This is a genomic window from Streptococcus sp. 210928-DFI.4.42 (assembly GCF_020554365.1).
GTDB lineage: Bacteria > Bacillota > Bacilli > Lactobacillales > Streptococcaceae > Streptococcus > Streptococcus parasanguinis_S.
In genome coordinates this window covers 51,351-73,837 of record NZ_JAJCHF010000005.1, presented here as the reverse complement: position 1 = coordinate 73,837, position 22,487 = coordinate 51,351, and the positions used below count along the sequence as shown (strand labels likewise).

21 protein-coding genes are annotated in these 22,487 nt (G+C 42.2%); 10 read left to right on the top strand and 11 right to left on the bottom strand.

Annotation, left to right across the window (positions count from 1 at the left end; all coding sequences use genetic code 11):
- The first annotated feature begins 134 nt into the window (after window positions 1–134).
- The 10 genes from trmFO (at window position 135) to LIZ08_RS03105 (ending at window position 11,683) form a co-directional block, all read left to right on the top strand.
- On the top strand, window positions 135–1,469 hold the full coding sequence (trmFO, locus tag LIZ08_RS03150) for a methylenetetrahydrofolate--tRNA-(uracil(54)-C(5))-methyltransferase (FADH(2)-oxidizing) TrmFO (protein WP_227038258.1): 1,335 nt from the start codon (window positions 135–137) through the stop codon (window positions 1,467–1,469).
- Window positions 1,470–1,562: 93 nt separating this feature from the next.
- Window positions 1,563–2,390 carry an alpha/beta hydrolase gene (locus LIZ08_RS03145; RefSeq protein ID WP_031573204.1) on the top strand — a complete coding sequence of 276 codons (828 nt, stop codon included), beginning with the start codon at window positions 1,563–1,565 and terminating at the stop codon, window positions 2,388–2,390.
- Window positions 2,391–2,427: 37 nt separating this feature from the next.
- A complete protein-coding gene (locus LIZ08_RS03140; protein ID WP_031573207.1) occupies window positions 2,428–3,168 on the top strand; it encodes an esterase family protein in 741 nt (246 codons plus the stop codon).
- Window positions 3,169–3,189: 21 nt separating this feature from the next.
- Window positions 3,190–4,356 (top strand): ATP-grasp domain-containing protein, encoded by a 1,167-nt coding sequence (locus LIZ08_RS03135; protein ID WP_125826992.1) that lies wholly within the window; start codon window positions 3,190–3,192, stop codon window positions 4,354–4,356.
- A gap of 218 nt (window positions 4,357–4,574) precedes the next feature.
- Window positions 4,575–5,543, top strand: coding sequence for a thiamine pyrophosphate-dependent dehydrogenase E1 component subunit alpha (locus tag LIZ08_RS03130; protein ID WP_049475000.1), 969 nt, complete (start codon window positions 4,575–4,577; stop codon window positions 5,541–5,543).
- A gap of 16 nt (window positions 5,544–5,559) precedes the next feature.
- A complete protein-coding gene (locus LIZ08_RS03125; RefSeq protein ID WP_227038257.1) occupies window positions 5,560–6,552 on the top strand; it encodes an alpha-ketoacid dehydrogenase subunit beta in 993 nt (330 codons plus the stop codon).
- 531 nt (window positions 6,553–7,083) lie between these two features.
- Window positions 7,084–8,127 carry a dihydrolipoamide acetyltransferase gene (locus LIZ08_RS03120; RefSeq protein ID WP_227038256.1) on the top strand — a complete coding sequence of 348 codons (1,044 nt, stop codon included), beginning with the start codon at window positions 7,084–7,086 and terminating at the stop codon, window positions 8,125–8,127.
- Between the two features lie 41 nt (window positions 8,128–8,168).
- A complete protein-coding gene (gene lpdA / locus LIZ08_RS03115; protein WP_227038255.1) occupies window positions 8,169–9,875 on the top strand; it encodes a dihydrolipoyl dehydrogenase in 1,707 nt (568 codons plus the stop codon).
- A 68-nt stretch (window positions 9,876–9,943) separates the two neighbouring features.
- Window positions 9,944–10,933 (top strand): lipoate--protein ligase, encoded by a 990-nt coding sequence (locus LIZ08_RS03110; RefSeq protein WP_070465922.1) that lies wholly within the window; start codon window positions 9,944–9,946, stop codon window positions 10,931–10,933.
- Between the two features lie 108 nt (window positions 10,934–11,041).
- Window positions 11,042–11,683, top strand: a complete 642-nt coding sequence (locus LIZ08_RS03105) for a hypothetical protein (protein WP_227038254.1) — start codon at window positions 11,042–11,044, stop codon at window positions 11,681–11,683.
- Window positions 11,684–11,770: 87 nt separating this feature from the next.
- Here the strand turns inward: LIZ08_RS03105 and xerS are convergent, their stop codons facing one another.
- The 11 genes from xerS to LIZ08_RS03050 form a co-directional block, all read right to left on the bottom strand.
- Window positions 11,771–12,841: a tyrosine recombinase XerS gene (gene xerS / locus LIZ08_RS03100; RefSeq protein ID WP_003001539.1), complete on the bottom strand. Its 1,071-nt coding sequence runs from the start codon at window positions 12,839–12,841 to the stop codon at window positions 11,771–11,773.
- Between the two features lie 193 nt (window positions 12,842–13,034).
- Window positions 13,035–14,018, bottom strand: a complete 984-nt coding sequence (locus LIZ08_RS03095) for an acetylxylan esterase (protein ID WP_227038253.1) — start codon at window positions 14,016–14,018, stop codon at window positions 13,035–13,037.
- A gap of 105 nt (window positions 14,019–14,123) precedes the next feature.
- Window positions 14,124–14,891: an alpha/beta hydrolase gene (locus tag LIZ08_RS03090; RefSeq protein WP_227038252.1), complete on the bottom strand. Its 768-nt coding sequence runs from the start codon at window positions 14,889–14,891 to the stop codon at window positions 14,124–14,126.
- A 66-nt stretch (window positions 14,892–14,957) separates the two neighbouring features.
- The gene (ffh, locus tag LIZ08_RS03085) at window positions 14,958–16,529 is read right to left on the bottom strand and encodes a signal recognition particle protein (RefSeq protein ID WP_227038251.1); all 1,572 of its coding nucleotides are present in this window, start codon (window positions 16,527–16,529) and stop codon (window positions 14,958–14,960) included.
- Window positions 16,530–16,546: 17 nt separating this feature from the next.
- On the bottom strand, window positions 16,547–16,762 hold the full coding sequence (locus tag LIZ08_RS03080; RefSeq protein ID WP_227038250.1) for a 2-oxoglutarate:acceptor oxidoreductase: 216 nt from the start codon (window positions 16,760–16,762) through the stop codon (window positions 16,547–16,549).
- Between the two features lie 2 nt (window positions 16,763–16,764).
- Window positions 16,765–17,097, bottom strand: a complete 333-nt coding sequence (locus LIZ08_RS03075; protein WP_003001435.1) for a putative DNA-binding protein — start codon at window positions 17,095–17,097, stop codon at window positions 16,765–16,767.
- 80 nt (window positions 17,098–17,177) lie between these two features.
- Window positions 17,178–18,122 (bottom strand): 3-oxoacyl-[acyl-carrier-protein] synthase III C-terminal domain-containing protein, encoded by a 945-nt coding sequence (locus tag LIZ08_RS03070; protein WP_227038249.1) that lies wholly within the window; start codon window positions 18,120–18,122, stop codon window positions 17,178–17,180.
- Window positions 18,123–18,134: 12 nt separating this feature from the next.
- Window positions 18,135–19,400 carry a F390 synthetase-related protein gene (locus LIZ08_RS03065; RefSeq protein ID WP_227038248.1) on the bottom strand — a complete coding sequence of 422 codons (1,266 nt, stop codon included), beginning with the start codon at window positions 19,398–19,400 and terminating at the stop codon, window positions 18,135–18,137.
- Window positions 19,366–20,193 (bottom strand): MBL fold metallo-hydrolase, encoded by an 828-nt coding sequence (locus tag LIZ08_RS03060; protein WP_227038247.1) that lies wholly within the window; start codon window positions 20,191–20,193, stop codon window positions 19,366–19,368. The genes LIZ08_RS03065 and LIZ08_RS03060 overlap by 35 nt, the downstream gene beginning before the upstream one ends.
- A complete protein-coding gene (locus LIZ08_RS03055) occupies window positions 20,168–21,145 on the bottom strand; it encodes an NAD-dependent epimerase/dehydratase family protein (protein WP_049483268.1) in 978 nt (325 codons plus the stop codon). Before LIZ08_RS03055 ends, LIZ08_RS03060 begins: the two co-directional genes overlap by 26 nt.
- Window positions 21,142–22,419 carry a glycosyltransferase gene (locus tag LIZ08_RS03050; RefSeq protein ID WP_045759451.1) on the bottom strand — a complete coding sequence of 426 codons (1,278 nt, stop codon included), beginning with the start codon at window positions 22,417–22,419 and terminating at the stop codon, window positions 21,142–21,144. Before LIZ08_RS03050 ends, LIZ08_RS03055 begins: the two co-directional genes overlap by 4 nt.
- Window positions 22,420–22,487 lie beyond the last annotated feature (68 nt).

Sequence of the window (22,487 nt, the reverse complement as noted above, 5' to 3'; positions counted from 1 at the left end):
AGACAGTCAGGGTTTTTCCTGTTTGTCTTTTTACTTGGCTTTTTGGTATAATGGACCAAGTAGAAAATTAGAAAGATTTGTGGGTGTCTAACAGTTCAGTGAGGTGTTTTGATACCCAAAGAGGTATTAGTGTCATGTCTCAATCTTATATCAATGTGATCGGTGCAGGCCTCGCCGGCTCAGAAGCAGCTTACCAGATTGCCCAACAGGGAATTCCGGTCAAGCTTTATGAAATGCGGGGGGTTAAATCCACTCCGCAACACAAAACAGACAACTTTGCGGAGCTAGTTTGTTCCAACTCTCTTCGTGGGGATTCTCTCACCAATGCTGTCGGGCTCCTCAAAGAAGAAATGCGTCGTCTGGGTTCTGTCATCCTTGAAGCAGCGGAAGCGACTCGTGTACCAGCCGGTGGAGCACTTGCTGTGGACCGAGAAGGTTTTGCTAGCCGGGTGACGGAGAAGGTGTCCCAACACCCGCTTATTGAAGTCATTCGTGATGAAATTACTGAATTGCCGACAGATGCCATCACAGTGGTCGCAACGGGGCCTCTAACCAGCGATGCCTTGGCAGAAAAGATTCACGCCCTTAATGGTGGCGATGGTTTCTATTTTTATGATGCAGCAGCTCCAATCATCGATGTCAATACTGTCGATATGAACAAGGTCTATCTCAAGTCACGCTATGACAAGGGAGAAGCAGCTTATCTCAACTGCCCAATGACCAAGCAAGAGTTTATGGACTTCCACGAGGCCTTGGTCAATGCTGAAGAAGCCCCGCTCAACTCTTTTGAAAAAGAAAAGTATTTCGAAGGCTGTATGCCCATTGAAGTCATGGCCAAACGTGGTATCAAAACCATGCTCTATGGTCCTATGAAGCCAGTTGGACTCGAGTATCCAGATGATTACAAAGGGCCACGTGATGGGGAGTTTAAGATACCCTACGCAGTCGTTCAGTTGCGCCAAGACAATGCGGCTGCCAGCCTCTACAATATCGTCGGCTTCCAAACTCACCTTAAATGGGGCGAACAAAAACGGGTCTTCCAAATGATTCCTGGTTTGGAACATGCGGAGTTTGTCAGATACGGCGTCATGCACCGCAATTCCTACATGGATTCTCCAAATCTGCTGGAACAAACCTACCGCTCGAAGAAACAACCAAATCTCTTCTTTGCAGGTCAAATGACAGGTGTAGAAGGCTATGTTGAGTCAGCGGCCTCAGGTTTGGTAGCTGGAATCAATGCCGCTCGCCTTTTCAAAGGAGAAGAAGCAGCGATTTTCCCTGAAACGACAGCTATCGGAAGCCTGGCTCACTATATCACCCATGCAGATAGCAAGCATTTCCAACCCATGAATGTCAACTTCGGGATTATCAAAGAGCTAGAAGGACCACGCATTCGGGATAAAAAGGAACGTTATGAGAAAATTGCCGAACGTTCTTTACAAGATTTGGCTCAGTTTATGGAAAAATAACCCAAGAAAGGAAAAAGTTTGGAGAAAATCCAGACTTTTTCTTCTAAAAATGGTATAATGAATAAAATTTAGAATATAGAGAGTTTTCTGACAATGAACAAATCCTATTTTTATTTAGATATGAAGACACACGAGTTGAAAGTGCCTTATACCGGAAAACTCCGTCGTGTGCGAGTCTTATTACCTAAGAATTATGAAACGGATACAGATAGACGTTACCCTGTGGTTTATTTCCACGATGGGCAAAACGTTTTGTACAGCAAGGAAGCTTATGCGGGTCATTCCTGGAAGGTGATTCCAGCCATTAAGCGGAATCCCGATATTAGTCGCATGATTGTTGTTGCGATCGATAATGATGGTTTCCAACGCATGAATGAATACTCTGCCTGGAAGTACAAGGAATCCAATATTCCTGGCATGCAATTTGGTGGCAAGGGAGTTGAGTACGGCGAATTTGTCATGGAGGTGGTGAAACCTTTTATCGACCAAGAATACCGGACTCTTGCTGATCGAGAACATACGGCCATGATTGGATCTTCCTTGGGTGGGAATATTACCCAATTCTTGGGCTTAGAGTACCAAGATCAAATTGGTTGTTTAGGGGTCTTTTCATCTGCTAACTGGCTACACCAAGATGCCTTCAATCATTATATCGAACGCAAAAAATTATATGCAGATCAACGGATCTACATCTATGTAGGGACTGAAGAGGCGGATGATACAGATAAAACGCTGATGGCGGGAAATATCAAGCAAGCCTATATTGATTCATCCCTTCGTTATTATCACGACGTTATCCAACAAGGAGTTGCTTTAGAAAATATTGCCATTCGGATTCAATCTGGGGCTATCCACCATGAAGAAGCCTGGGCAGAGCATTTACCGGAATGTCTTCGTTTCTTAGCAGAGAAGTGGGACTAGAAGATTTTAAATTTTTATAATAAAGAAAGAGGAACCTATGAATATTGAACATCTAAGCCACTGGAGTGGCCAACTTAACCGCGAAATGTATCTAAACCGTTATGGGCATGCAGGTATTCCTGTTGTGGTCTTTGCTTCATCAGGTGGAAGCCATAACGAATACTATGACTTTGGTATGATTGATGCTTGTGCTCGGTTTATCGAAGAAGGACGGGTTCAATTCTTTACCCTTTCTAGTGTGGATAGTGATAGCTGGCTTTGTAATTGGAAGAATCCTCACGATCGTGCCGAAATGCACCGAGCGTATGAACGTTATGTGATTGAAGAAGCCATTCCTTTTATCAAACACAAAACAGGCTGGTTTGATCCGATGATGACAACTGGTTGCTCAATGGGAGCTTACCACGCGCTTAATTTCTTCTTGCAACATCCAGATGTCTTCAACAAAGTGATTGCCTTGAGTGGTGTCTATGACGCTCGTTTCTTTGTTGGTGATTTTGGAGGCGATGAAGCCATTTACCAAAATTCTCCATCTGATTATATTTGGAACCAAAATGATGGCTGGTTTATCGATCGTTACCGTCAGGCCGAAATCGTTATTTGTACTGGTTTAGGAGCTTGGGAACAAGATGGACTTCCATCTTTCTATAAACTGAAAGAAGCCTTTGATCACAAAAATATTCCTGCATGGTTCGCTGAATGGGGCCATGATGTAGCCCACGATTGGGAATGGTGGCGCAAGCAAATGCCCTATTTCCTAGGACAAATGTATCTATAAGTCAAAAGGGAGGAGACCTCTATGAATTATCTTGTTATTTCACCTTATTATCCACAAAATTTCCAACAATTCACCATTGAACTAGCTAACAAGGGAATCACCGTCTTGGGGATTGGTCAAGAGCCGTACGAACAGTTAGATGAGCCTTTGCGCAATAGTTTGACAGAGTATTTCCGTGTAGAAAATATGGAAGACTTAGATGAAGTGAAGCGTGCAGCAGCCTTCCTCTTCTATAAACACGGCCCAATCGATCGCATCGAGTCCCATAACGAGTACTGGTTGGAATTAGATGCGGCGCTTCGGGAGCAATTCAATGTCTTCGGAGCTAAGCCAAAAGATCTGAAGAAAACTAAGTTCAAATCCGAAATGAAGAAACTCTTCAAGAAGGCTGGAGTCCCAGTCGTTCCGGGTGCCGTGGTTAAAACAGAAAAAGATATCGACAAGGCTGTGAAGAAGATCGGGTTGCCATTGATTGCCAAACCTGACAATGGAGTAGGTGCAGCAGCGACCTTTAAACTTGAAACACCAGAAGATGTAGATCATTTCAAGGCAGAATGGGATGGACATACGGAGTACTTCTTTGAGAAATTCGTCACTTCTAGCGAGATTTGTACCTTTGATGGTCTGGTTGATCGCGATGGTAACATTGTCTTCTCAACGACTTTTGACTATGCCTATACGCCATTAGATTTGATGCTCTACAAGATGGATAACTCTTATTATGTCCTTAAAGAGATGGATCCAAAATTGCGTCAATACGGGGAAGCGATTGTCAAAGCCTTTGGAATGAAAGAGCGTTTCTTCCATATCGAGTTCTTCCGCGACGGGGATGACTATATTGCAATCGAGTACAATAATCGTCCAGCAGGTGGCTTTACGATCGATGTCTACAATTATGCTCACTCCATTGATTTGTACCGTGGTTATGCTGCCATCGTAGCAGGAGAACCTTTCCCAGCTTCTGAGTTTGAGCCACTTTATTGCTTGGCGACTTCTCGCCGTGCCAATGCAACTTATGTCCTTTCAGAGGAAGAAGTTTTGGCCAAATACCGTGATCAATTCCGTGTGAAGAAAGACATGCCTGCTGCCTTTGCAGAACTTCAGGGAGATTACCTCTATATGCTTACAACACCTAGTCGTGAAGAGTTAGAACAAATGATTCACGACTTTGGCCAACGCCAATCATAAGATGCCGACCGGTAGGATAGGATCCTATCGGTTTTTTATATGTATAGTAAAACTATGAGAAATAAGTTTGTGAAATATTGAATTTATATTAAAAAAAGCCTATAAAACCTTCTTCCAAGGAATAAAGTTTGTGAAATCATTTGAGCATTATTTTTGACAGTGCTTTCATTTTTGGCTAGAATAAAAGAGTATGAATAAATGTTAAGAAAGGCGAAATGATGGCAACATTAGATAAAAGTCTCTTATTGGATATGTTCCGTAAGATGGAAGAAATCCGTCGCATGGACTTAAAAATTGCTCAATTAGTAAAAAAAGGAAAAGTGCCCGGTATGACGCACTTTTCTGTTGGTGAGGAAGCTGCAAACGTTGGGGCTATGTTAGCTCTAAATGAAGATGACCTCATCACCTCAAATCACCGTGGTCACGGACAAGCTATTGCTAAAGGTATTGACCTTAACGGTATGATGGCTGAGATCCTTGGTAAATATACGGGAACTTGTAAAGGTAAGGGTGGATCTATGCATATCGCCGACCTAGATGCGGGTAACCTTGGTGCTAACGGTATCGTAGGTGGTGGTATGGGAATCGCAGTAGGTGCTGCCCTTACTCAACAAATGAAAAAGACTGGTAAGATTGTCGTCTGCTTCTTTGGGGACGGAGCAACCAACGAAGGTGTCTTCCACGAAGCGGTCAATATGGCTTCGATTTGGAATCTGCCAGTTATTTTCTACTGTATCAATAACGGTTACGGAATCTCTGCTGATATCAAGAAAATGACCAATATCCAGCATATCCACGAGCGTAGTGCTGCTTACGGCATTCCTGGAATGTTTATTCCTGATGGGAACAACGTTATTGATGTCTATGAAGGATTTAAGAAGGCAGTCGATCACGTCCGCTCTGGTAAAGGCCCTGTCTTGATCGAGAGTGTCACCTATCGTTGGCTTGGTCACTCATCTTCAGACCCTGGTAAATACCGGACCCGTGAAGAAGTCGAAGAGTGGAAGAAGAAAGATCCAATCGAAAACCTTCGCAAGTATCTCCTTGAAAATGAGATTGCGAGCGCAGAAGAATTGGATCAGATCCAAGAAGAAGTAAAAGAAGCAGTGGAAGCTTCAGTGAAATTTGCGGAAGAAAGCCCATTCCCTCCACTCGAATCAGCTTTCGAAGATATTTACGCAGACTAAGGGGGAGTAGAGAATTATGGAAACTAAATTAATGTCTTTCCGCGATACCATTATCCTTGCTATGTCTGAGGAAATGCGTCGCGACGAAAATGTATTGTTGATGGGAGAAGATGTCGGAGTGTTCGGTGGAGACTTCGGGACTTCTGTAGGGATGCTGGAAGAGTTTGGTCCAGAACGTGTCCGTGACTGTCCGATTTCTGAGGCTGCAATTTCAGGTGCAGCAGCTGGTGCAGCCATGACTGGACTTCGCCCAATCGTTGATATGACCTTCATGGATTTCTCAGTAATTGCCATGGATGCTATTGTCAACCAAGCTGCTAAGACTCGCTACATGTTTGGCGGGAAAGGTCAAGTACCGATGACCATTCGCTGTGCTGCTGGGAATGGAGTTGGATCTGCAGCTCAACACTCCCAATCTTTGGAATCATGGTTTACTCATATTCCTGGTTTGAAAGTTGTTGCTCCTGGTACGCCAGCGGATATGAAGGGACTTCTCAAGTCATCTATCCGTGATAACAACCCCGTTATCATTCTGGAATACAAATCAGAATTCAACCAAAAAGGGGAAGTGCCAGTTGATCCAGACTACACGATTCCACTTGGTGTCGGAGAAATCAAACGCGAAGGAACTGACGTCACTGTCGTAACCTACGGAAAAATGCTTCGTCGCGTGATGCAAGCTGCTGAAGAATTAGCAGAAGAAGGGATCTCAGTAGAAGTAGTAGACCCACGTACCTTGGTTCCACTTGATAAAGAGATCATCATTAATTCTGTCAAGAAGACAGGAAAAGTAGTCCTTTTCAATGATGCCCACAAAACAAGTGGCTATATTGGTGAAATTTCAGCTATTATTTCTGAATCAGAAGCATTTGATTACTTGGATGCACCAATCCGCCGTTGTGCGGGGGAAGATGTGCCAATGCCTTACGCACAAAACCTTGAAAATGCAATGATTCCAACAGTTGAAAGCATCAAAGATGCTATTCGTAAAACATACAACAAAGAATAATACATAACCTAAATTATGTAACATATTCGTGGTTTTATCTTTCATTTTGAAATTGATAAAATGCGATATGAGTGAGTCGAATTGATGATATTCGACGAACGAATTAGTAAGTCTACTAGGTTGACCGCCTGATAGCGGCAACCGTAGCAACTTGAGATACGTGTGTATCCAAGTTGCTTGTAGAATTGAATCCGGACGGAGGACTGTGAAAAAAAGATAGATTTCCTCGTGTTCATCGAACACAGCGTAAATCTCCTATTTTTTCTTTGTCCTCTACGTCCTTAATATCTTAAATTAGAGCACGGGCTAAAAGCTCGGAAAAAAGATAAATCTCCTTGACTTCATCGAAGTCTGCATCGATTTCCTATTTTTCTGTCGCTTTTAAACGCCCTTAGTATCTTATAACTGAATCCGGACGGAGGACTGTGAAAAAAAGATAGATTTCCTTGTGTTCATCGAACACAGCGTAAATCTCCTATTTTTTCTTTGTCCTCTACGTCCTTGATATCTTATAATAGAATAGGAGAGGTCATGGCTGATGATAAGCTAAGAGCGACTCCTGCGGCTAGAAAATTAGCGGATGATCTTGGGATCAACCTCTATGATGTTTCTGGTTCAGGCGCAAACGGTCGTGTCCACAAAGAAGACGTGGAAACCTATAAAGACACAAATGTGGTTCGCATTTCACCACTTGCAAAACGAATTGCTTTAGAACACAATATTGCTTGGCAAGAAATCCAAGGAACTGGTCATCGTGGCAAGATTATGAAGAAGGACGTCCTTGCTTTCCTTCCTGAAAATATTGAGAATGAGACCATTAAGTCACCTGCTCAAATTGAGAAAGTCGAAGAAGTTCCTGATAATGTGACACCTTATGGTGAGATCGAGCGGATTCCAATGACACCAATGCGTAAGGTAATCGCTCAACGGATGGTGGAATCTTACTTGACAGCACCAACCTTTACTTTGAACTATGACGTTGATATGTCTCAAATGTTGGCCCTTCGTAAGAAAGTATTGGATCCAATCATGGAAGCTACTGGCAAGAAAGTCACTGTAACAGATTTGCTTTCTTTAGCAGTGGTTAAGACCTTGATGAAACACCCCTACATCAATGCATCATTGACGGAAGATGGCAAAACCATCATTACTCACAACTATGTCAACTTAGCGATGGCGGTTGGAATGGACAATGGACTGATGACACCAGTTGTCTATAATGCAGAAAAAATGACCTTGTCAGAGTTGGTCGTAGCCTTCAAGGACGTTATCGGACGTACCTTGGATGGTAAACTTACTCCAATTGAATTGCAAAACTCAACCTTTACCATCAGTAACTTGGGGATGTTTGGTGTTCAATCATTTGGACCGATAATCAACCAACCAAACTCTGCCATTCTTGGAGTTAGCGCAACGGTTGAAAAACCAGTTGTTGTGAATGGTGAAATTGTCATTCGTCCAATCATGAGCTTGGGCTTGACCATTGACCACCGCGTTGTCGATGGGATGGCTGGTGCCAAATTCATGAAAGACTTGAAAGCCTTGATTGAAGACCCGATTTCAATGTTGGTCTAATCAACGAGAGAGAATAGAAACAAGAAAAAGAGGGAAATAAAATGGCCTTAGAAGTAATTATGCCAAAAGCCGGCGTAGATATGACCGAAGGACAAATCGTCCAGTGGAATAAAAAAGTCGGCGAATTTGTAAAAGAAGGAGAAGTGCTCCTTGAAATCATGACAGACAAAGTCAGCATGGAGTTGGAAGCGGAAGAAGACGGTTACTTGATTGCTATCCTGAAAGGGGATGGAGAAACTGTTCCTGTAACAGAAGTGATCGGTTACCTTGGTGAAGAAGGGGAAAACATCCCAACCGCTGGAGCAGCAGCACCAGAAACGAGTCCAGCACCAACTGCAGCAAGTGCTTCAAACGATGACAATAAGAGCGATGACGCTTATGATATCGTAGTAATCGGTGGTGGTCCTGCTGGTTACGTATCTGCTATTAAGGCAGCTCAATTAGGTGGTAAGGTTGCTCTTGTTGAGAAATCTGAACTTGGTGGAACATGTTTGAACCGCGGATGTATCCCAACTAAGACTTACCTTCACAACGCTGAAATTATCGAAAATATTGGTCATGCAGCCAACCGTGGTATTATCATTGAAAATCCAAGTTTCTCAGTGGATATGGATAAGGTTCTTGAAACCAAGAACAAGGTCGTAAATACCCTCGTCGGTGGTGTTGCAGGACTTCTTCGCAGCTACGGAGTGGATGTTCACAAGGGTATCGGTACCATTACGAAAGATAAGAATGTCTTGGTTAATGGTTCTGAATTGCTTGAAACGAAGAAAATCATCCTTGCCGGTGGTTCAAAAGTTAGCAAGATTAACGTTCCAGGTATGGAATCATCCCTTGTCATGACCAGTGACGATATTCTTGAAATGAATGAAGTTCCAGAAAGCCTTGTCATCATCGGTGGTGGTGTTGTCGGGATCGAACTTGGTCAAGCCTTCATGACCTTTGGTTCAAAAGTAACAGTCATCGAAATGATGGACCGCATCGTTCCAGCTATGGATGCGGAAGTATCTAAGAACCTTCGTTTGATTCTTGAACGCAAGGGGATGACCATCTTGACCGATACAAAACTGCAAGAAATCATTGAAGAAGACGGAAAACTCCGTATCAAGGTTGAAGGAAAAGACGATATCATCGCCAACAAAGCTCTTCTTTCAATCGGTCGTGTTCCGGATCTTGAAGGAATCGGTGAAGTTGATTTTGAATTGGATCGTGGACGGATCAAGGTCAATGAATACATGGAAACATCTGTTCCAGGTATCTATGCGCCAGGTGATATCAACGGTACCAAGATGTTGGCTCACGCTGCCTTCCGTATGGGTGAAGTGGCAGCTGAAAACGCCCTTAAAGGAAACCATGCTGTTGCCAAATTGAACTTGACTCCTGCAGCCATCTATACACTTCCTGAAGTTGCGGCTGTTGGTTTGACAGAAGAACAAGCTCGTGAAAAATACGATGTTCAAATCGGTAAATTTAACTTTGCGGCGAACGGACGTGCCATTGCATCAGATGCGGCTCAAGGATTTGTTAAAGTTATTGCAGATAAGAAATACGGTGAAGTTCTTGGGGTTCATATCATTGGTCCAGCAGCAGCTGAATTGATCAACGAAGCTTCAACCATCATTGAGATGGAAATCACTGTAGAAGAAATGCTCAAGACCATCCACGGACACCCAACCTTCTCAGAAGTGATGTACGAAGCCTTTGCGGATGTACTTGGCTTGGCTGTTCATTCACCTAAGAAGAAATAGTATTTGAAATGATAGAATGGCTGGACAGCAAATGCTGGACCAGTCTCTATCGTATATAAAGGAATCTTATGAAATACATTATTAATTATTCAAATGATACTGCTTTTAATATTGCTTTGGAAGAATATGCCTTCAAACACCTTTTAGATGAGGATCAAATCTTCCTTCTTTGGATTAACAAACCTTCGATTATCGTTGGTCGTCACCAAAATACCATCGAAGAAATCAACCGTGACTATGTTCGGGAGCATGGGATTGAAGTGGTTCGCCGGATCAGTGGTGGTGGGGCTGTTTATCACGATTTGAACAACCTCAACTACACCATTATTTCAAAAGAAGATGAAAACAAAGCCTTTGACTTCAAGAGCTTCTCAACTCCTGTGATCAACACCTTGGCTCAACTTGGGGTTAAGGCTGAATTTACAGGACGTAACGACTTAGAGATTGACGGCAAGAAATTCTGTGGAAATGCCCAAGCTTACATCAATGGTCGGATCATGCACCATGGATGCCTTCTCTTTGACGTGGATTTGTCTGTCCTTGCTAATGCTCTCAAGGTGTCTAAAGACAAGTTTGAGTCTAAAGGGGTTAAATCGGTTCGTGCTCGTGTGACCAATATCATCGATGAATTGCCAGAAAAAATCACGGTTGAAGAGTTCCGTGACCTCCTTTTGGACTACATGAAGAAAGAATACCCTGAGATGACAGAATATGTCTTCTCGGATGAAGAATTGGCTGAAATCAATCGTATCAAGGAAACCAAGTTTGGTACCTGGGACTGGAACTATGGAAAGTCTCCTGAATACAATATCCGTCGTGGCACAAAATTCCCAAGCGGTAAGGTTGAAATCTTCGCTAATGTCATTGAATCAAAAATTCAAGACATCAAGATTTACGGTGACTTCTTTGGTATTGAAGACGTTGCAGCAGTAGAAGATGTTCTTCGTGGCGTTAAATACGAACGTGAAGACGTCCTCAAAGCCCTTCAAACCATTAACCTAGGTCGTTACTTTGCAGGTATCACTGCAGAGGAAATCGCTGAGGCAGTGGTGGAATAAAGTAAAAGATATCCATTTAACATGGATATCTTTTATCTTAAACTTGATATTTAAATACCATGAGTGTAGAATATAGAGGAAATCTGAACAAAAAGGGGATCATATTCGATGATGAAAATTCCAGTTGAAAATCTTGGTTTATTTGAACAGTTAGATCGTATAGTAGTGGCTTTTTTTAGCAAGCAACAACCTTCAAGTCCTTATGATTTGAATGTCAGTATTACACAAGAACACTTTGACATGAAAAAACAAGAATTAGAGCCAATAGGCTATCAAGCTATCCAAATCCCTTTAGGAATGGCTTTAGATAACGTCATCCAGCAACCACATTATGAAAACCTAATCATTGGTGGTCTTGCTCCCGACGAAATTATAGTCAGTAAAGAAGAATTAATGCCTTTGAAAGATATCGTGGATAGCTTTTGTATTATGTACGCTGCAGCGAATAACAGATTGGAAAATAGTAAAGCTTATGAATTAATGAAAGATAAGACGGTTTATTTTATTGGTAAACTATTTACAGATTTTCCGAAGGCCGGTGATGAAATTGCTTATTTAGGAATTGATCGAATAGCGAGTGACGGAACACCATATGAAGCAGTGAAATGCTTTTTAACAGAAGAGAGTGCAGAGAAGTACAATGGTGAAAAAAGACCGGTCACCCCTGCAAACCTGGCTTATCTAAAATCATTTTGGGGAAAACCAGTCATTATTGAACCACACCGTAATTATTGGATTGAATTTTTATAGAAAGAATAAAAGAGCGTAAGATTCCATATAAAAATCTACGCTCTTTTTCTAATAGAATACATTTTACATAACTTCCGTTATGTAATCTTATAAACTATCCAAGGCATTCTTTTGTTCGTCATTGACAATATGGGTATATAAGTCGGTAACTTGTGTGCTAGCATGTCCCAGCTGGTGGCTGACCAAAACCTGTGATTTGGTTGCATCATAGAGACGCGTTGCTAATGTATGGCGTAGTTTATGGGGCGTCACGCGGACTTTGAAGTCTTCTGAATACTTGGCCACCATTTTTTCAACACTAGAAGCATCAATCCGGTTTGGAACACCTCGATACAAGGTTAAGAATAAAGCTGTATCAGTCTTTTCTGTCTTGTAACGTTTGTCTCGAATAGCAAGATATTGCTCGAGATAAGGCTTAGCAAAGGCAGCAACATTGACTGAGTCTCGTTTTCCACCTTTTCGAGTGACGTCAATGACCATCATCTTAAGATTGAGGTCACGAAGGTCCAAGTTGACTGCTTCAGAGAGACGGACACCAGAGGCAAGAAGGAGTGCGATAATGGCTAAATCTCGCTCTTTATTCTTATTAAAGGAGGATAAGGCGCGATTTGAGAGTGTTTGAGGGTACTCCTGGTCGATATAGTTTAGGAAACCTTCTGTTTCATCTCCTAAAAAGAGTTTTTGCTTGATATTCTCAGCTCGAGCAGCCAAAGTTTCTTTCTTTTTTTTGGTAGCAACCTTCTTCATGACATTACGGTAGAAATAAGGTTCCCCTTGCTCATTCTCAACCTCCTCAGTCAAGTATTTATAGAGACTGGAAAGTGCAGAAAGGGTACGGTTTATTGTCGTTTGAGAAACTCCATTTTTAGTTGTGTTAGCATTAAGCAGAGGACGTTCACGTAGGTAAAGAATAAAGGACTCCATGTCTTTCTTGGTCATGTGCTCCAGAACGTCTAAGGGGATCTCGGCCATGGTGTCAGCATCCGATATACCAGATTCCAAGACCCAGGTGAAAAATCGATCGTATTCCTTTAAGTATTCGTACAAGGTTGTAAAACTGTATGGAACGGCCAATTTTGATTGGTAATATTCCAATACATACCAGGGCATGACTTGTTTGAGTTTATCGATACGTTCTAATAAGATCTCGCGTTTCATGTTTTTCTCCAAATCTTTCTATACTAGTAGTATAGCATAGCCAGATATATTTTTCAAGAAAATTATAGTTTTTCGGAAAGATGTTATAGGGTTTATATAGGACTGTTTTGTATCCCTTTCTATACTAGATCCCTTTTAAACACAAAACAATCAGCAAATCTCATGGATTTACTGATTGTTTTTCTTTTCTAACTTATTTTTCTACATATCGAAATGGAATCTTGCTACCACAGAGCCAATTATAGATTCGATCATTGACTTGAACATTCATAGCTTCGTGGGCATATTCTGGCATGATTAAATGCTCTTTTGGACCTTCTAATCGATTATAAATGGCAAACTGCGTTTCAGGATAACAGACATCATCATCTAGACCTGTAATCATGTGAACCTGTCCTTTGATACGATGGGCAAAATTTTTCACATCAATATAGGCCAAAGTCTGCATCAAACGATCTTCCGTTTCATGGAATGGATCATGGAACTTGAAATAACGGAAAAGCTCGTCATAGGCCTCACTGGTATTTCCGATCTCTAATACCCGTCTGAAATCCGATAAGAATGGATAAATGGCGACTGTTCGTTGGATTCGGGGATTTAATCCAGCAGCAATCAGGGCCAGGGCACCACCTTGAGAGGCTCCGTAGCTGGCAAGTTTGCTGTCATCTACTTGAGGAAGGTTGGCTACAATTTCAATTAACTGGTAAAGGTCTAAGTAGATATCTTTATAAAAGAGCTCATCCGGACCTTCCACGGCTCCACGGATAATCTGTCCTTTTACCGTATTCCCAAGTGGTGAGCGATCTCCGTCCGTTGAATAGCCTGATTGCCCTCTTACGTCCATAGACACAACACCATAGCCAGCTACTGTATAAGCCAGCATGTCGGACCAATCCCAACAACGGCCCATATAGCCGTGAAAATGGAAAACAACGGGAACCTTTTGATCCGTTTTTGGGAGGATCATTCTTGAATAGACAAGGCCATTTCTGGTTCCTTTAAAGGTTAATTCATAACAAATCACATTTGGAATGCTGAAATCTCGTTCTTCGAGCTTGTATTCTGGCAGTTCAGTCATCTTTGCTAGGGCTTGATTCCAAAAGCTATCAAAATCAACAGGAACGTCATCTCGTCCCTTGTATGCTTTCATTGTCTCTAGTAATTTAGGATCTTTCATAAAATCCTCCTTAGGTATGTGTAATCGCTACCAAAAATGTACCATATTTACCTAAGGATTGCAAGAGACAAATAAAAATTACATAACCGAAATTATGTAATTTAATTATAGATTCAAAAATAGACTTAATTGTTTCACTAGATCTGGATTAGTGGGTAAAGCTGAATGATGAGCCTTACGACCGTTTAAATTCACTTCTGTATAGGCCTGATTGTCAAAAATAGATTGTGCTGCTTGTGCGCTAGAAAGAGGGACGATGCCATCTGATTTTCCAGCAAAGCTACCGACAAAATTAAGGACCTCTACTTCTTTTCCCAGGCGATGCTTCCATTTTTGAAAATCGTCAAACATTTCTTGATTGAATTGGTAAGGACTGCCAATAATAGCCAACTTGCTGACGGTTACCTTCTTTTTCTCTAAAAAGCCACTTTCCAATAAACCAGTCAAAACCAGTCCCCCATTGGAATGCCCGACTGCCTTAAACTCTGTAAAATGATAGTGATCAAGAAGATAGGTTAAAGCGATCTTAAGGGATTCGATTTGCTGCTTGATATTGCTGTAGCCATCTCGATTGTTCTCGAAGCCAATTACAATCATCGGATTCGGCTCTTTCGTATTCAGTCTTCCCTCCATCTCTATAGAATCATCTTTGTTGACTTTTATTTTTAAGAGACTCTGTTTTTTTCTAGAAAAGCGATGGAGCATGCGGATGGTTCCATTGAATCGCTGGATACTGGCTGAACTCCCAGGGACAAGGATGATTGGTCTGATCGGAGGTTTCTTCGACCCTTTTGGAAATTCAAAGGGCTTGCTGTGCGAAGAAAACAATCTTGCAAAGAAACGAATGACTTGTTGAAATAGTTTTTTTAACATCTTTCCTCTAGTAGTAGTTTCTAAAAGAACCCAGAACAGTGTGTTCCAGGCCCTTATTAGAAACGATTATTTCCGTTTTTTCTTATTTTTGCGCATTTGTTTGGCCATCTTGTTCATCGCCCGTTTCATCATAAATTCACCGGCTTTTCCTTTGAGACCACCGCCAAACATTTGGCTCATATCAGGCATTCCAGCGCCTCCGCCAAGAGCTGACAAGTCAGGTATCCCACCTTGTCCCATCATCCCTTCAAGAGCAGACATATCAGGCATTCCACCAGGCATGTTTTTCGGCATATTATTTGGATTGAGCCCCATTTGTTTCATCATCTTGTTCATATCACCAGAGAGGACACCTTGCATCATCTGCTTGGCTTGGTTAAAGTCCTTGATGAATTTATTGACTTCGACAAAGGTATTTCCTGATCCAGCAGCAATACGACGACGACGGCTTGGATTCAAGAGATCTGGATTTTCCCGTTCAGCTGGGGTCATGGATGATACGATCGCACGTTTGCGAGCAATTTCGCGTTCATCAACCTTAAGGTTCTTCATAGCTGGGTTGTTGGCCATCCCTGGAAGCATCTTGAGCAGATCTTCCATTGGTCCCATGTTTTGAACTTGGTCTAACTGATCGATGAAATCGTTGAAATCGAAGGTATTTTCCCGCATCTTCTCAGCGAGTTCAAGGGAGCGTTTCTCATCGTATTCTTGAGAAGCCTTCTCGATCAGTGTCAGCATATCCCCCATACCGAGGATCCGACCAGACATACGGTCTGGGTGGAAGGTTTCGATATCAGTGATTTTTTCACCAGTACCAGTGAACTTGATTGGTTTCCCAGTAATCTGACGGACAGAAAGGGCTGCACCACCACGGGTATCCCCATCGATCTTGGTCAAAATGACTCCGGTTACTTCGAGTTGTTCATTGAACTCACGCGCCACATTGGCCGCTTCTTGACCGATCATGGCATCGACAACCAAGAGGATTTCGTTTGGCTCAGCAAGGGCTTTGACATCTCGCAATTCGCCCATGAGTTTTTCATCGATTTGCAGACGACCAGCCGTATCGATCAAGACATAGTCATTGTGATTGGCTCTCGCCTGCTCCAAACCTTGACGAACAATCTCTACCGCAGGGACTTCTGTACCAAGTGAGAAGACAGGAACATTGATCTGTTGACCAAGGGTCTTCAACTGGTCGATGGCTGCTGGACGATAGATATCGGCTGCAATCATCAAAGGACGTGCGTTTTCTTCCTTGACCAATTTGTTAGCCAATTTCCCAGCAAAGGTTGTTTTACCAGCCCCTTGAAGACCGACCATCATGATAATAGTTGGAATCTTAGGCGACTTGATAATGTCTGCTGTCTCAGAACCCAAAATGGCTGTCAATTCTTCATCGACAATCTTCACGATTTGTTGGGCAGGATTCAGGGTTTCAATGACCTCATGACCTACGGCCCGCTCGCGGACGCGTTTGATAAAGTCTTTTACAACAGGGAGGGCAACGTCGGCCTCTAAGAGGGCTAGACGAATTTCTTTGGTTGCCTCTTGGACATCCGCTTCAGAGATTTTCCCTTTCTTACGAAGATTTTTAAAGACGTTCTGTAAACGTTCGGTTAAACTTTCAAATGCCATTATTTTCTCCTATTTTTTCAATTCAGTGGAAATCGTCCGAAATGTTGCAAACATTCTAGTTCTTCGGGTGTGACTTCTTTCATGATTTCATTTGGATATCCCCAACAGCTAAAACCTATTTGCATAGCTTTGGAGATATCATTGGGCGAGATAATCTGTAGTCGAGTAGGAAATACTTCCTCTGTGACTAATAGTTTGCAAGGTATTCCTTGATAAATGACGAGACTGCCCATAATCACTCCCGATTGTCAATGCTTGATAAAATTTCAACCTGCTCTTGTAGAAAAGTATCTTCCGGATAGCGTTCTAAAATCTGATCAAAAATCTGGCTGCGTACAATGTAATCGGAATACATATGGAGTTTCATTTCGTAATCTTCCAAAATCTTTTCTGTACGTTTAATATTGTCATAGACCGCTTGACGGCTCACTCCAAACTCTTCTGCAATCTCAGCCAAGCTGTAGTCATCTGCGTAGTAGAGCTCGATGTAGTTCATCTGCTTGTCCGTCAAGAGCGCTGCATAAAACTCAAAGAGCGCATTCATTCGGTTGGTTTTCTCAATTTCCATACCTTTCATTATATCAAAAAAGCCCGCTAAAGACTAGCGGGACTTGATGCTTTTTGAGCTTGAAATAAGAGGATTCATCATTAAAGTTTCAGTGCCAACATATTGACCGTCATCCCTGCTGCAGTTCCCATCAAGAAGATGGTATCGCCTTCCTTCACATTGCCATGATCAAGCGCATAGGCTAAACCAAAAGGAACAGCAACGGAAACCATATTTCCATAATCGCTGACAATATTGAGATACTTGTCTTTTCCGACGCCTAATTTATCCATGACCAAAGGAAGAGCACGGCTGGCCTGGTGAGGAATAATATAGTCTACAGCATCTTTAGAAATGCCTGATTTTTCTTGGAATTCTTGGAACATTTCTGGAATAACACGGGCAGAAAGTAAGAGGATTTTCTTCCCTTTCATATCAAACATGAAATCCGTCTTGGTTGCTTCAGAGTACAATTTCGGATGATAAGCTGTCAAACCACCACGAATTTCAGTATCATGGGCTCCCTCAGACCAAGTACGTTGCATACTGGCAATGATTCCTTTATCTTCCTTTGTTGCTTCAAAAATAAAGGCTGCAGCTCCATCACTAAACAATTCAAAGCTTTCTTTTTGTTTAGGATTCAGCCCTAGGCTCCCTACTTCACTGGATACAATCAGAATCCGTTGGTATTCACCACCTTCAATCAGATAAGAAACAGTGCTTAAAGCAGATACAAAACTGGTACAAGTGGTATTGATATCCATAGCAGGAATCGTCAGTCCCTTGGCCACGCGCTCATGGATCAGAGCTGCTGTACAAGGAATGGGCTGAACGCCAACCGCACTAGCCGAAACCAGGCAGTCGATGTCTGCCATCTTAAGTCCTGCATGGTTTAAAGCCGCTTCAATCGCACGCGCTGCAAGATCAATCTGTGTTTCTTCTCCTTCTTTCACGCGGTAACGAGTTTGGTCTTTGAAAGTCACGGTATGAGCTGGAAGCGCTGTTCCATAGCCTTTAATTTGCAAATGTCTTTTTACAGTAGTCATAGGATTCTCCTTTTATTGAAGTCGTTGAACACGTTTTAATTTACGTGTTGGGTCCCATTGGTAATTGATAAAATGAATACTTGGGAGAATGAATTGTTTCTGCTGAGCTAAGAGTTCAAATTGAGCAAAAATCGCTTGCTCCATAGACTCTGTCCGGTGACTCAAGGCAATGGTAATGGATCCATCTGTCAACTGAGTTACTTGATAGTCCTGAATATTTTCGACAAAGAGAATACACCGTCGAATAAAATCCGGATAGATCATTTGGCTACTGCCATCGTCTTTTTTGAAATAGAAGATATCATCTGATCGTCCTTCGATCTTTGCGATTCGAGTAAAGACGGAACCGCAAGGGCAAGGAGACTTTTCTTCCACCAAAATATCATTGAGGCGGTAGCGATAGATGGGTTGACTGGTTCGTTTGAAATCCGTAATAATCGGATAAAAGCGGCTATCATCTAGATACTCTTTTTCGACATACAAAATATCTTCGTTGAGATGTAGATTGCCTTCTGAACAGGTACAAGCTAAAAATCCTTCTGTCGCTTGGTAGACCTGATCAAGCTTGTCTAGTTGAAAAGCTTTGGCTATGATCTGAGCATCTCGATCTTCTAGGATCTCTGCGACAGAAACGACCTTGACGGGTTGAATCGCAAGTTGCTGATTGCTGACATAGTTGGCTAACTCAATCAAGGTTGAAGCTGGTGCAACCACAATGGTTGGTTGATAGTCTTTGAGACGCTCTAAATGCTCCTTGCTATCCTTGAAAATATCAAAATATTCCAAGCGAATCAGGCCTGAATTAATGGTTTGATAGAGTTCATTGTCCGCTCGTAAGAAAAAGGCAATGCGATGACCAAAGAGTTTTCCTTTCGGTAGCATCTTGGCTAGAATCGCTGCAGCCCACATACTTCTTTCTTTTTCTGTGGTGACAAAAACTCCTCGGTGGCCGGAGGTTCCAGAAGACAAGCCTACTGCTACTTCTCCATTCATCACAGTAAAATCTCGCGTCTGTTCTCCGCGAATCGCCATCTCTAAAGCCTGATCTCGATCCACTCCCAGGGTATTGAGTTCATTGAAATGTGTCATCATGAAGGTTTTATCCATGGTTCCAAAGGATTCGGGAGAATGGGTTTGAAAATAGGGGGATTGAGAAGTGATAAATGCATGGTAGCGTGCCAATTGCTTTTTTTGGTACCTTTCTAAGGCTTCCCTTGAACGGAATCGATGGCACCATCTGGTTTCAATAAAGGTTTTCAGAAAGACTATTTTTTTCATTTAAAATCCTTTCAATCCGATCTTGCGGGTCGTGGCTGACCACAACTTGAATGCCATCTTGCAAGAGTGTTTCCAGCAAATCAGCTCCTTTTAAATAAGCCTTCTTATCATCCTGAACCAAGGAAGGAGTGAGACGCATTTGCCGTGTGAAAGGCAAGAGGTCTACTCCCCAAGAAAGATCTGCTCCGATGAAGAGTTTGAGCTCATCCAGATAAAGACAACCTTGCCCTCTCGCATGTCCATCGATGGACGAAACAAGGATGCTCCCATCTCCAAAAAGATCCGCAGTCGGGCGATAGGGGAAAGCAGGATGCCTTTGATCTGCTTTGAGACAAGTCACTCGATCTTTGAAATCAGCTGGCAAAAACTCTTTAAAAATCAGATCTTTAAATTTCGGTTTTTGGTACACCTCATAGACTTCCCGGGTAACAAAGAAATGAGCATTTGGAAAAAGTGCTGCTCCGCCGAGATGGTCAGGGTGCAGATGCGAAAGAATCACATAAGTAATTTCTGCTGGATCAATCCCACGCTCTTGCAATAAATAATCGATCTGGTCTTCTTTTTTCATCTGCATTGGGGTGGCTAGACGGTACCAGAAATACCGTGCTTTTTTATTAATCTCGAAGTGATAGCCGGTATCATACAAAATATAGCCTTTTTCACGATGATGAATCAAAAAGACACCTGCTGGAAATTGCATTTTTTCATTCGGAATCCCTTTAAATAAGAGACCAGAATGACTGCTACAATAGCCTGCTGGAAAATAATCAATGCGCTTGATCATGTTGGACATAGTTGTCAATCCCTTCTTCAATGGTCATTTTTGGATAGTAGCCAAGTTCGGTTTGGGCCTTTTGAATATCGAGGGTTTGGCTATATCGAAGGAGATAATAGGTATAGCGAGTCAATGGAGGTTCAGCTTTCAGATGGAATAATCGATACACTCCTTCAAGGCTATAGGCCGCACCTGCTATAAGACCTGCCGGAATTTTCCGATAGCGAATCGGCTCTCCTAATCCCTTTAATGTTGTTTCGATCAAATACTTAAAGGTCTTTGGTTCTCCATTTGTAATATTATAAACTTGTCCGTGTGCTTTTTTTGCTTCCAGAGCCAAGCGAATGGCTAGGGCAACATTTTCCACACAGGTCATATCCATGAGCTGCTCTCCTCCTCGAATCAAAGGAATTCCAATTTTTCGACTGAGGCGTAAGACACGAGGCAAAATGCTGGTATCCCCCACACCAAATAATCCTCTAGGACGCAAGATGATACTTGGCACATCCGGATAGTCAGAAAAAAGTTTTTCAGACGCCAATTTGCTTCGGATATAATTGTTGAGGTGATTTTCTTTTGGAGCATCGCTTTCCTTAATGTTTAATTGGTCTTTTCCAGCTGCGTAAATACTGGGAGAAGATACGTAAACCAAGCGTTTTACCGCATATTCACGGCACAAGTCAAGGACATTTTTAGTGCCAACTACATTCGCCTGATAGAAGGCCTTCCAAGGTCCCCAGGCAGTGGATAAAGCTCCAGCGTGAACCACAGCATCAACAGACTGAAAGGCTTGTCTTAATTCCTCAATAGCGCTCAAATCCCCTTTGATAAATTGGACGCGATCATTTTCCAGAGTCTTCCCAATTTTTTCATTTCGGCCAAAGGCTACAATGGTATAATCGTGAGCCAACAACTCATCGATCACATATTTTCCAAGGAAGCCAGTCGCACCTGTTACAAGTATTTTCATAGTTTCCCATCCGTTCCACGTCTTAATAATCGTTGAATTTCAAACTCCAAGGTATCCAACGGCTTGTAGGTTTTTGAAAGTTTGTTTAGTCTTTCTAACTTTTCCCAAGATTCTTTTTCTAATAGGGCATTAAAACCTGCTTGAATCTCTTCGGTGCGATTGCGATGAGCTTGAAAGGCAATTCCTGCTTCTACTCCTCGAATCGCATAGTCAAATTGGTCATAATCATGTGGCAAGATCAAGGCTGGTTTTTTAAATTCGATACACTGATAAAAGATTCCAGCTCCTCCATGGTGAATGACATAGTCCATCTGCGGAATATATTCTTTGTAGGGTAGATATGAGACAACCGTCACATTTGGCGCTACTTCTTCTTCAGAGAATTCCTTTGCCCCATCTCCTAAGGTGACGAAAAAGTGACATTCTGGATGCTCTTTGGCCAACTGCTTGGTTTGTTCTAGCAAATTCTCCTTTGCCCAAGGCAACTGGGTTCCACATGTCACGAGTACCTTCGTCTTGTCCTCGTAAGGACTGAGATCTAAAGGATAATCTTCAGCTTTTTCAAGAGAAGTCCCCAAAGGGCCAAGCCACGCATATTGATGAGGGAAGTGTGTTTTCAACTCTAGCTCCATCATCCCAATTCCAAAGATCGCATAAGGAGAGTAGATGGTCTCCACTCCATTTTGATTGTACAACTTGAAATTGTAACGTTTTAAGCGTTTGCGTAAGAGGAAAGCCCCACAGTATTTTCCAATGCGCGTGAGTTTACGGCATAGTGCTTGGATCTTCTCTTCCTTCTTCGTGCGCGCGATTCCCATCCCTCCGAAGAAGCAAGGAGGACCATAAGGAGTTTCGATTGCAAATTGGGTTGCCATGGTGGTAATCCAAGGAATTTCCAACTCTTCTGCCACAAATCCTGCTGATAGAGTGATAAAGTCAGCAATGACAATATCTGGACGGTTGACACGCCACTCCTCTAGCAATTGATCCGATACATGATTAATCAAATCAAGACTCCTAGACAATTGCCGATAAGCTGAAAAGAGATTGTATTTTTTATCGTTATTAGCCACACGTTCAAATTCTTCTACTTTGTCCTCTAGAATCGGAACGACCGTGAAGCCGAGACTTTCTGCGACGGCTTTTTTCTGAGGACCCGTGAAAATTCGGATTTCCATAGTTGGATCATCTAATAAGGGTTTAACGAGATTTAAAGTTGGGTACAGATGCCCACTCAAGGGAACAGCTACCACATCGATTTTAATTTTTTTCATTTTTTCCTGCCTTATATCTTTTTTTAGATCTAAAACTAGCTTCTATCTATTAATTCGTAAAAAAAATC

Bases quoted from the DNA above. Each gene is read 5' to 3' on its own strand.
- LIZ08_RS03090 (WP_227038252.1), bottom strand. From the start codon at position 14,891: ATGTTAAAAAAACTATTTCAACAAGTCATTCGTTTCTTTGCAAGATTG.
- LIZ08_RS03110 (WP_070465922.1), top strand. From the start codon at position 9,944: ATGAAATACATTATTAATTATTCAAATGATACTGCTTTTAATATTGCT.
- LIZ08_RS03105 (WP_227038254.1), top strand. From the start codon at position 11,042: ATGATGAAAATTCCAGTTGAAAATCTTGGTTTATTTGAACAGTTAGAT.
- LIZ08_RS03055 (WP_049483268.1), bottom strand. From the start codon at position 21,145: ATGAAAATACTTGTAACAGGTGCGACTGGCTTCCTTGGAAAATATGTG.
- lpdA (WP_227038255.1), top strand. From the start codon at position 8,169: ATGGCCTTAGAAGTAATTATGCCAAAAGCCGGCGTAGATATGACCGAA.
- LIZ08_RS03130 (WP_049475000.1), top strand. From the start codon at position 4,575: ATGGCAACATTAGATAAAAGTCTCTTATTGGATATGTTCCGTAAGATG.
- LIZ08_RS03095 (WP_227038253.1), bottom strand. From the start codon at position 14,018: ATGAAAGATCCTAAATTACTAGAGACAATGAAAGCATACAAGGGACGA.
- LIZ08_RS03065 (WP_227038248.1), bottom strand. From the start codon at position 19,400: ATGAAAAAAATAGTCTTTCTGAAAACCTTTATTGAAACCAGATGGTGC.
- xerS (WP_003001539.1), bottom strand. From the start codon at position 12,841: ATGAAACGCGAGATCTTATTAGAACGTATCGATAAACTCAAACAAGTC.
- LIZ08_RS03050 (WP_045759451.1), bottom strand. From the start codon at position 22,419: ATGAAAAAAATTAAAATCGATGTGGTAGCTGTTCCCTTGAGTGGGCAT.
- LIZ08_RS03080 (WP_227038250.1), bottom strand. From the start codon at position 16,762: ATGGGCAGTCTCGTCATTTATCAAGGAATACCTTGCAAACTATTAGTC.
- trmFO (WP_227038258.1), top strand. From the start codon at position 135: ATGTCTCAATCTTATATCAATGTGATCGGTGCAGGCCTCGCCGGCTCA.
- LIZ08_RS03075 (WP_003001435.1), bottom strand. From the start codon at position 17,097: ATGGAAATTGAGAAAACCAACCGAATGAATGCGCTCTTTGAGTTTTAT.
- LIZ08_RS03145 (WP_031573204.1), top strand. From the start codon at position 1,563: ATGAACAAATCCTATTTTTATTTAGATATGAAGACACACGAGTTGAAA.
- LIZ08_RS03140 (WP_031573207.1), top strand. From the start codon at position 2,428: ATGAATATTGAACATCTAAGCCACTGGAGTGGCCAACTTAACCGCGAA.
- ffh (WP_227038251.1), bottom strand. From the start codon at position 16,529: ATGGCATTTGAAAGTTTAACCGAACGTTTACAGAACGTCTTTAAAAAT.
- LIZ08_RS03135 (WP_125826992.1), top strand. From the start codon at position 3,190: ATGAATTATCTTGTTATTTCACCTTATTATCCACAAAATTTCCAACAA.
- LIZ08_RS03070 (WP_227038249.1), bottom strand. From the start codon at position 18,122: ATGACTACTGTAAAAAGACATTTGCAAATTAAAGGCTATGGAACAGCG.
- LIZ08_RS03125 (WP_227038257.1), top strand. From the start codon at position 5,560: ATGGAAACTAAATTAATGTCTTTCCGCGATACCATTATCCTTGCTATG.
- LIZ08_RS03120 (WP_227038256.1), top strand. From the start codon at position 7,084: ATGGCTGATGATAAGCTAAGAGCGACTCCTGCGGCTAGAAAATTAGCG.
- LIZ08_RS03060 (WP_227038247.1), bottom strand. From the start codon at position 20,193: ATGTCCAACATGATCAAGCGCATTGATTATTTTCCAGCAGGCTATTGT.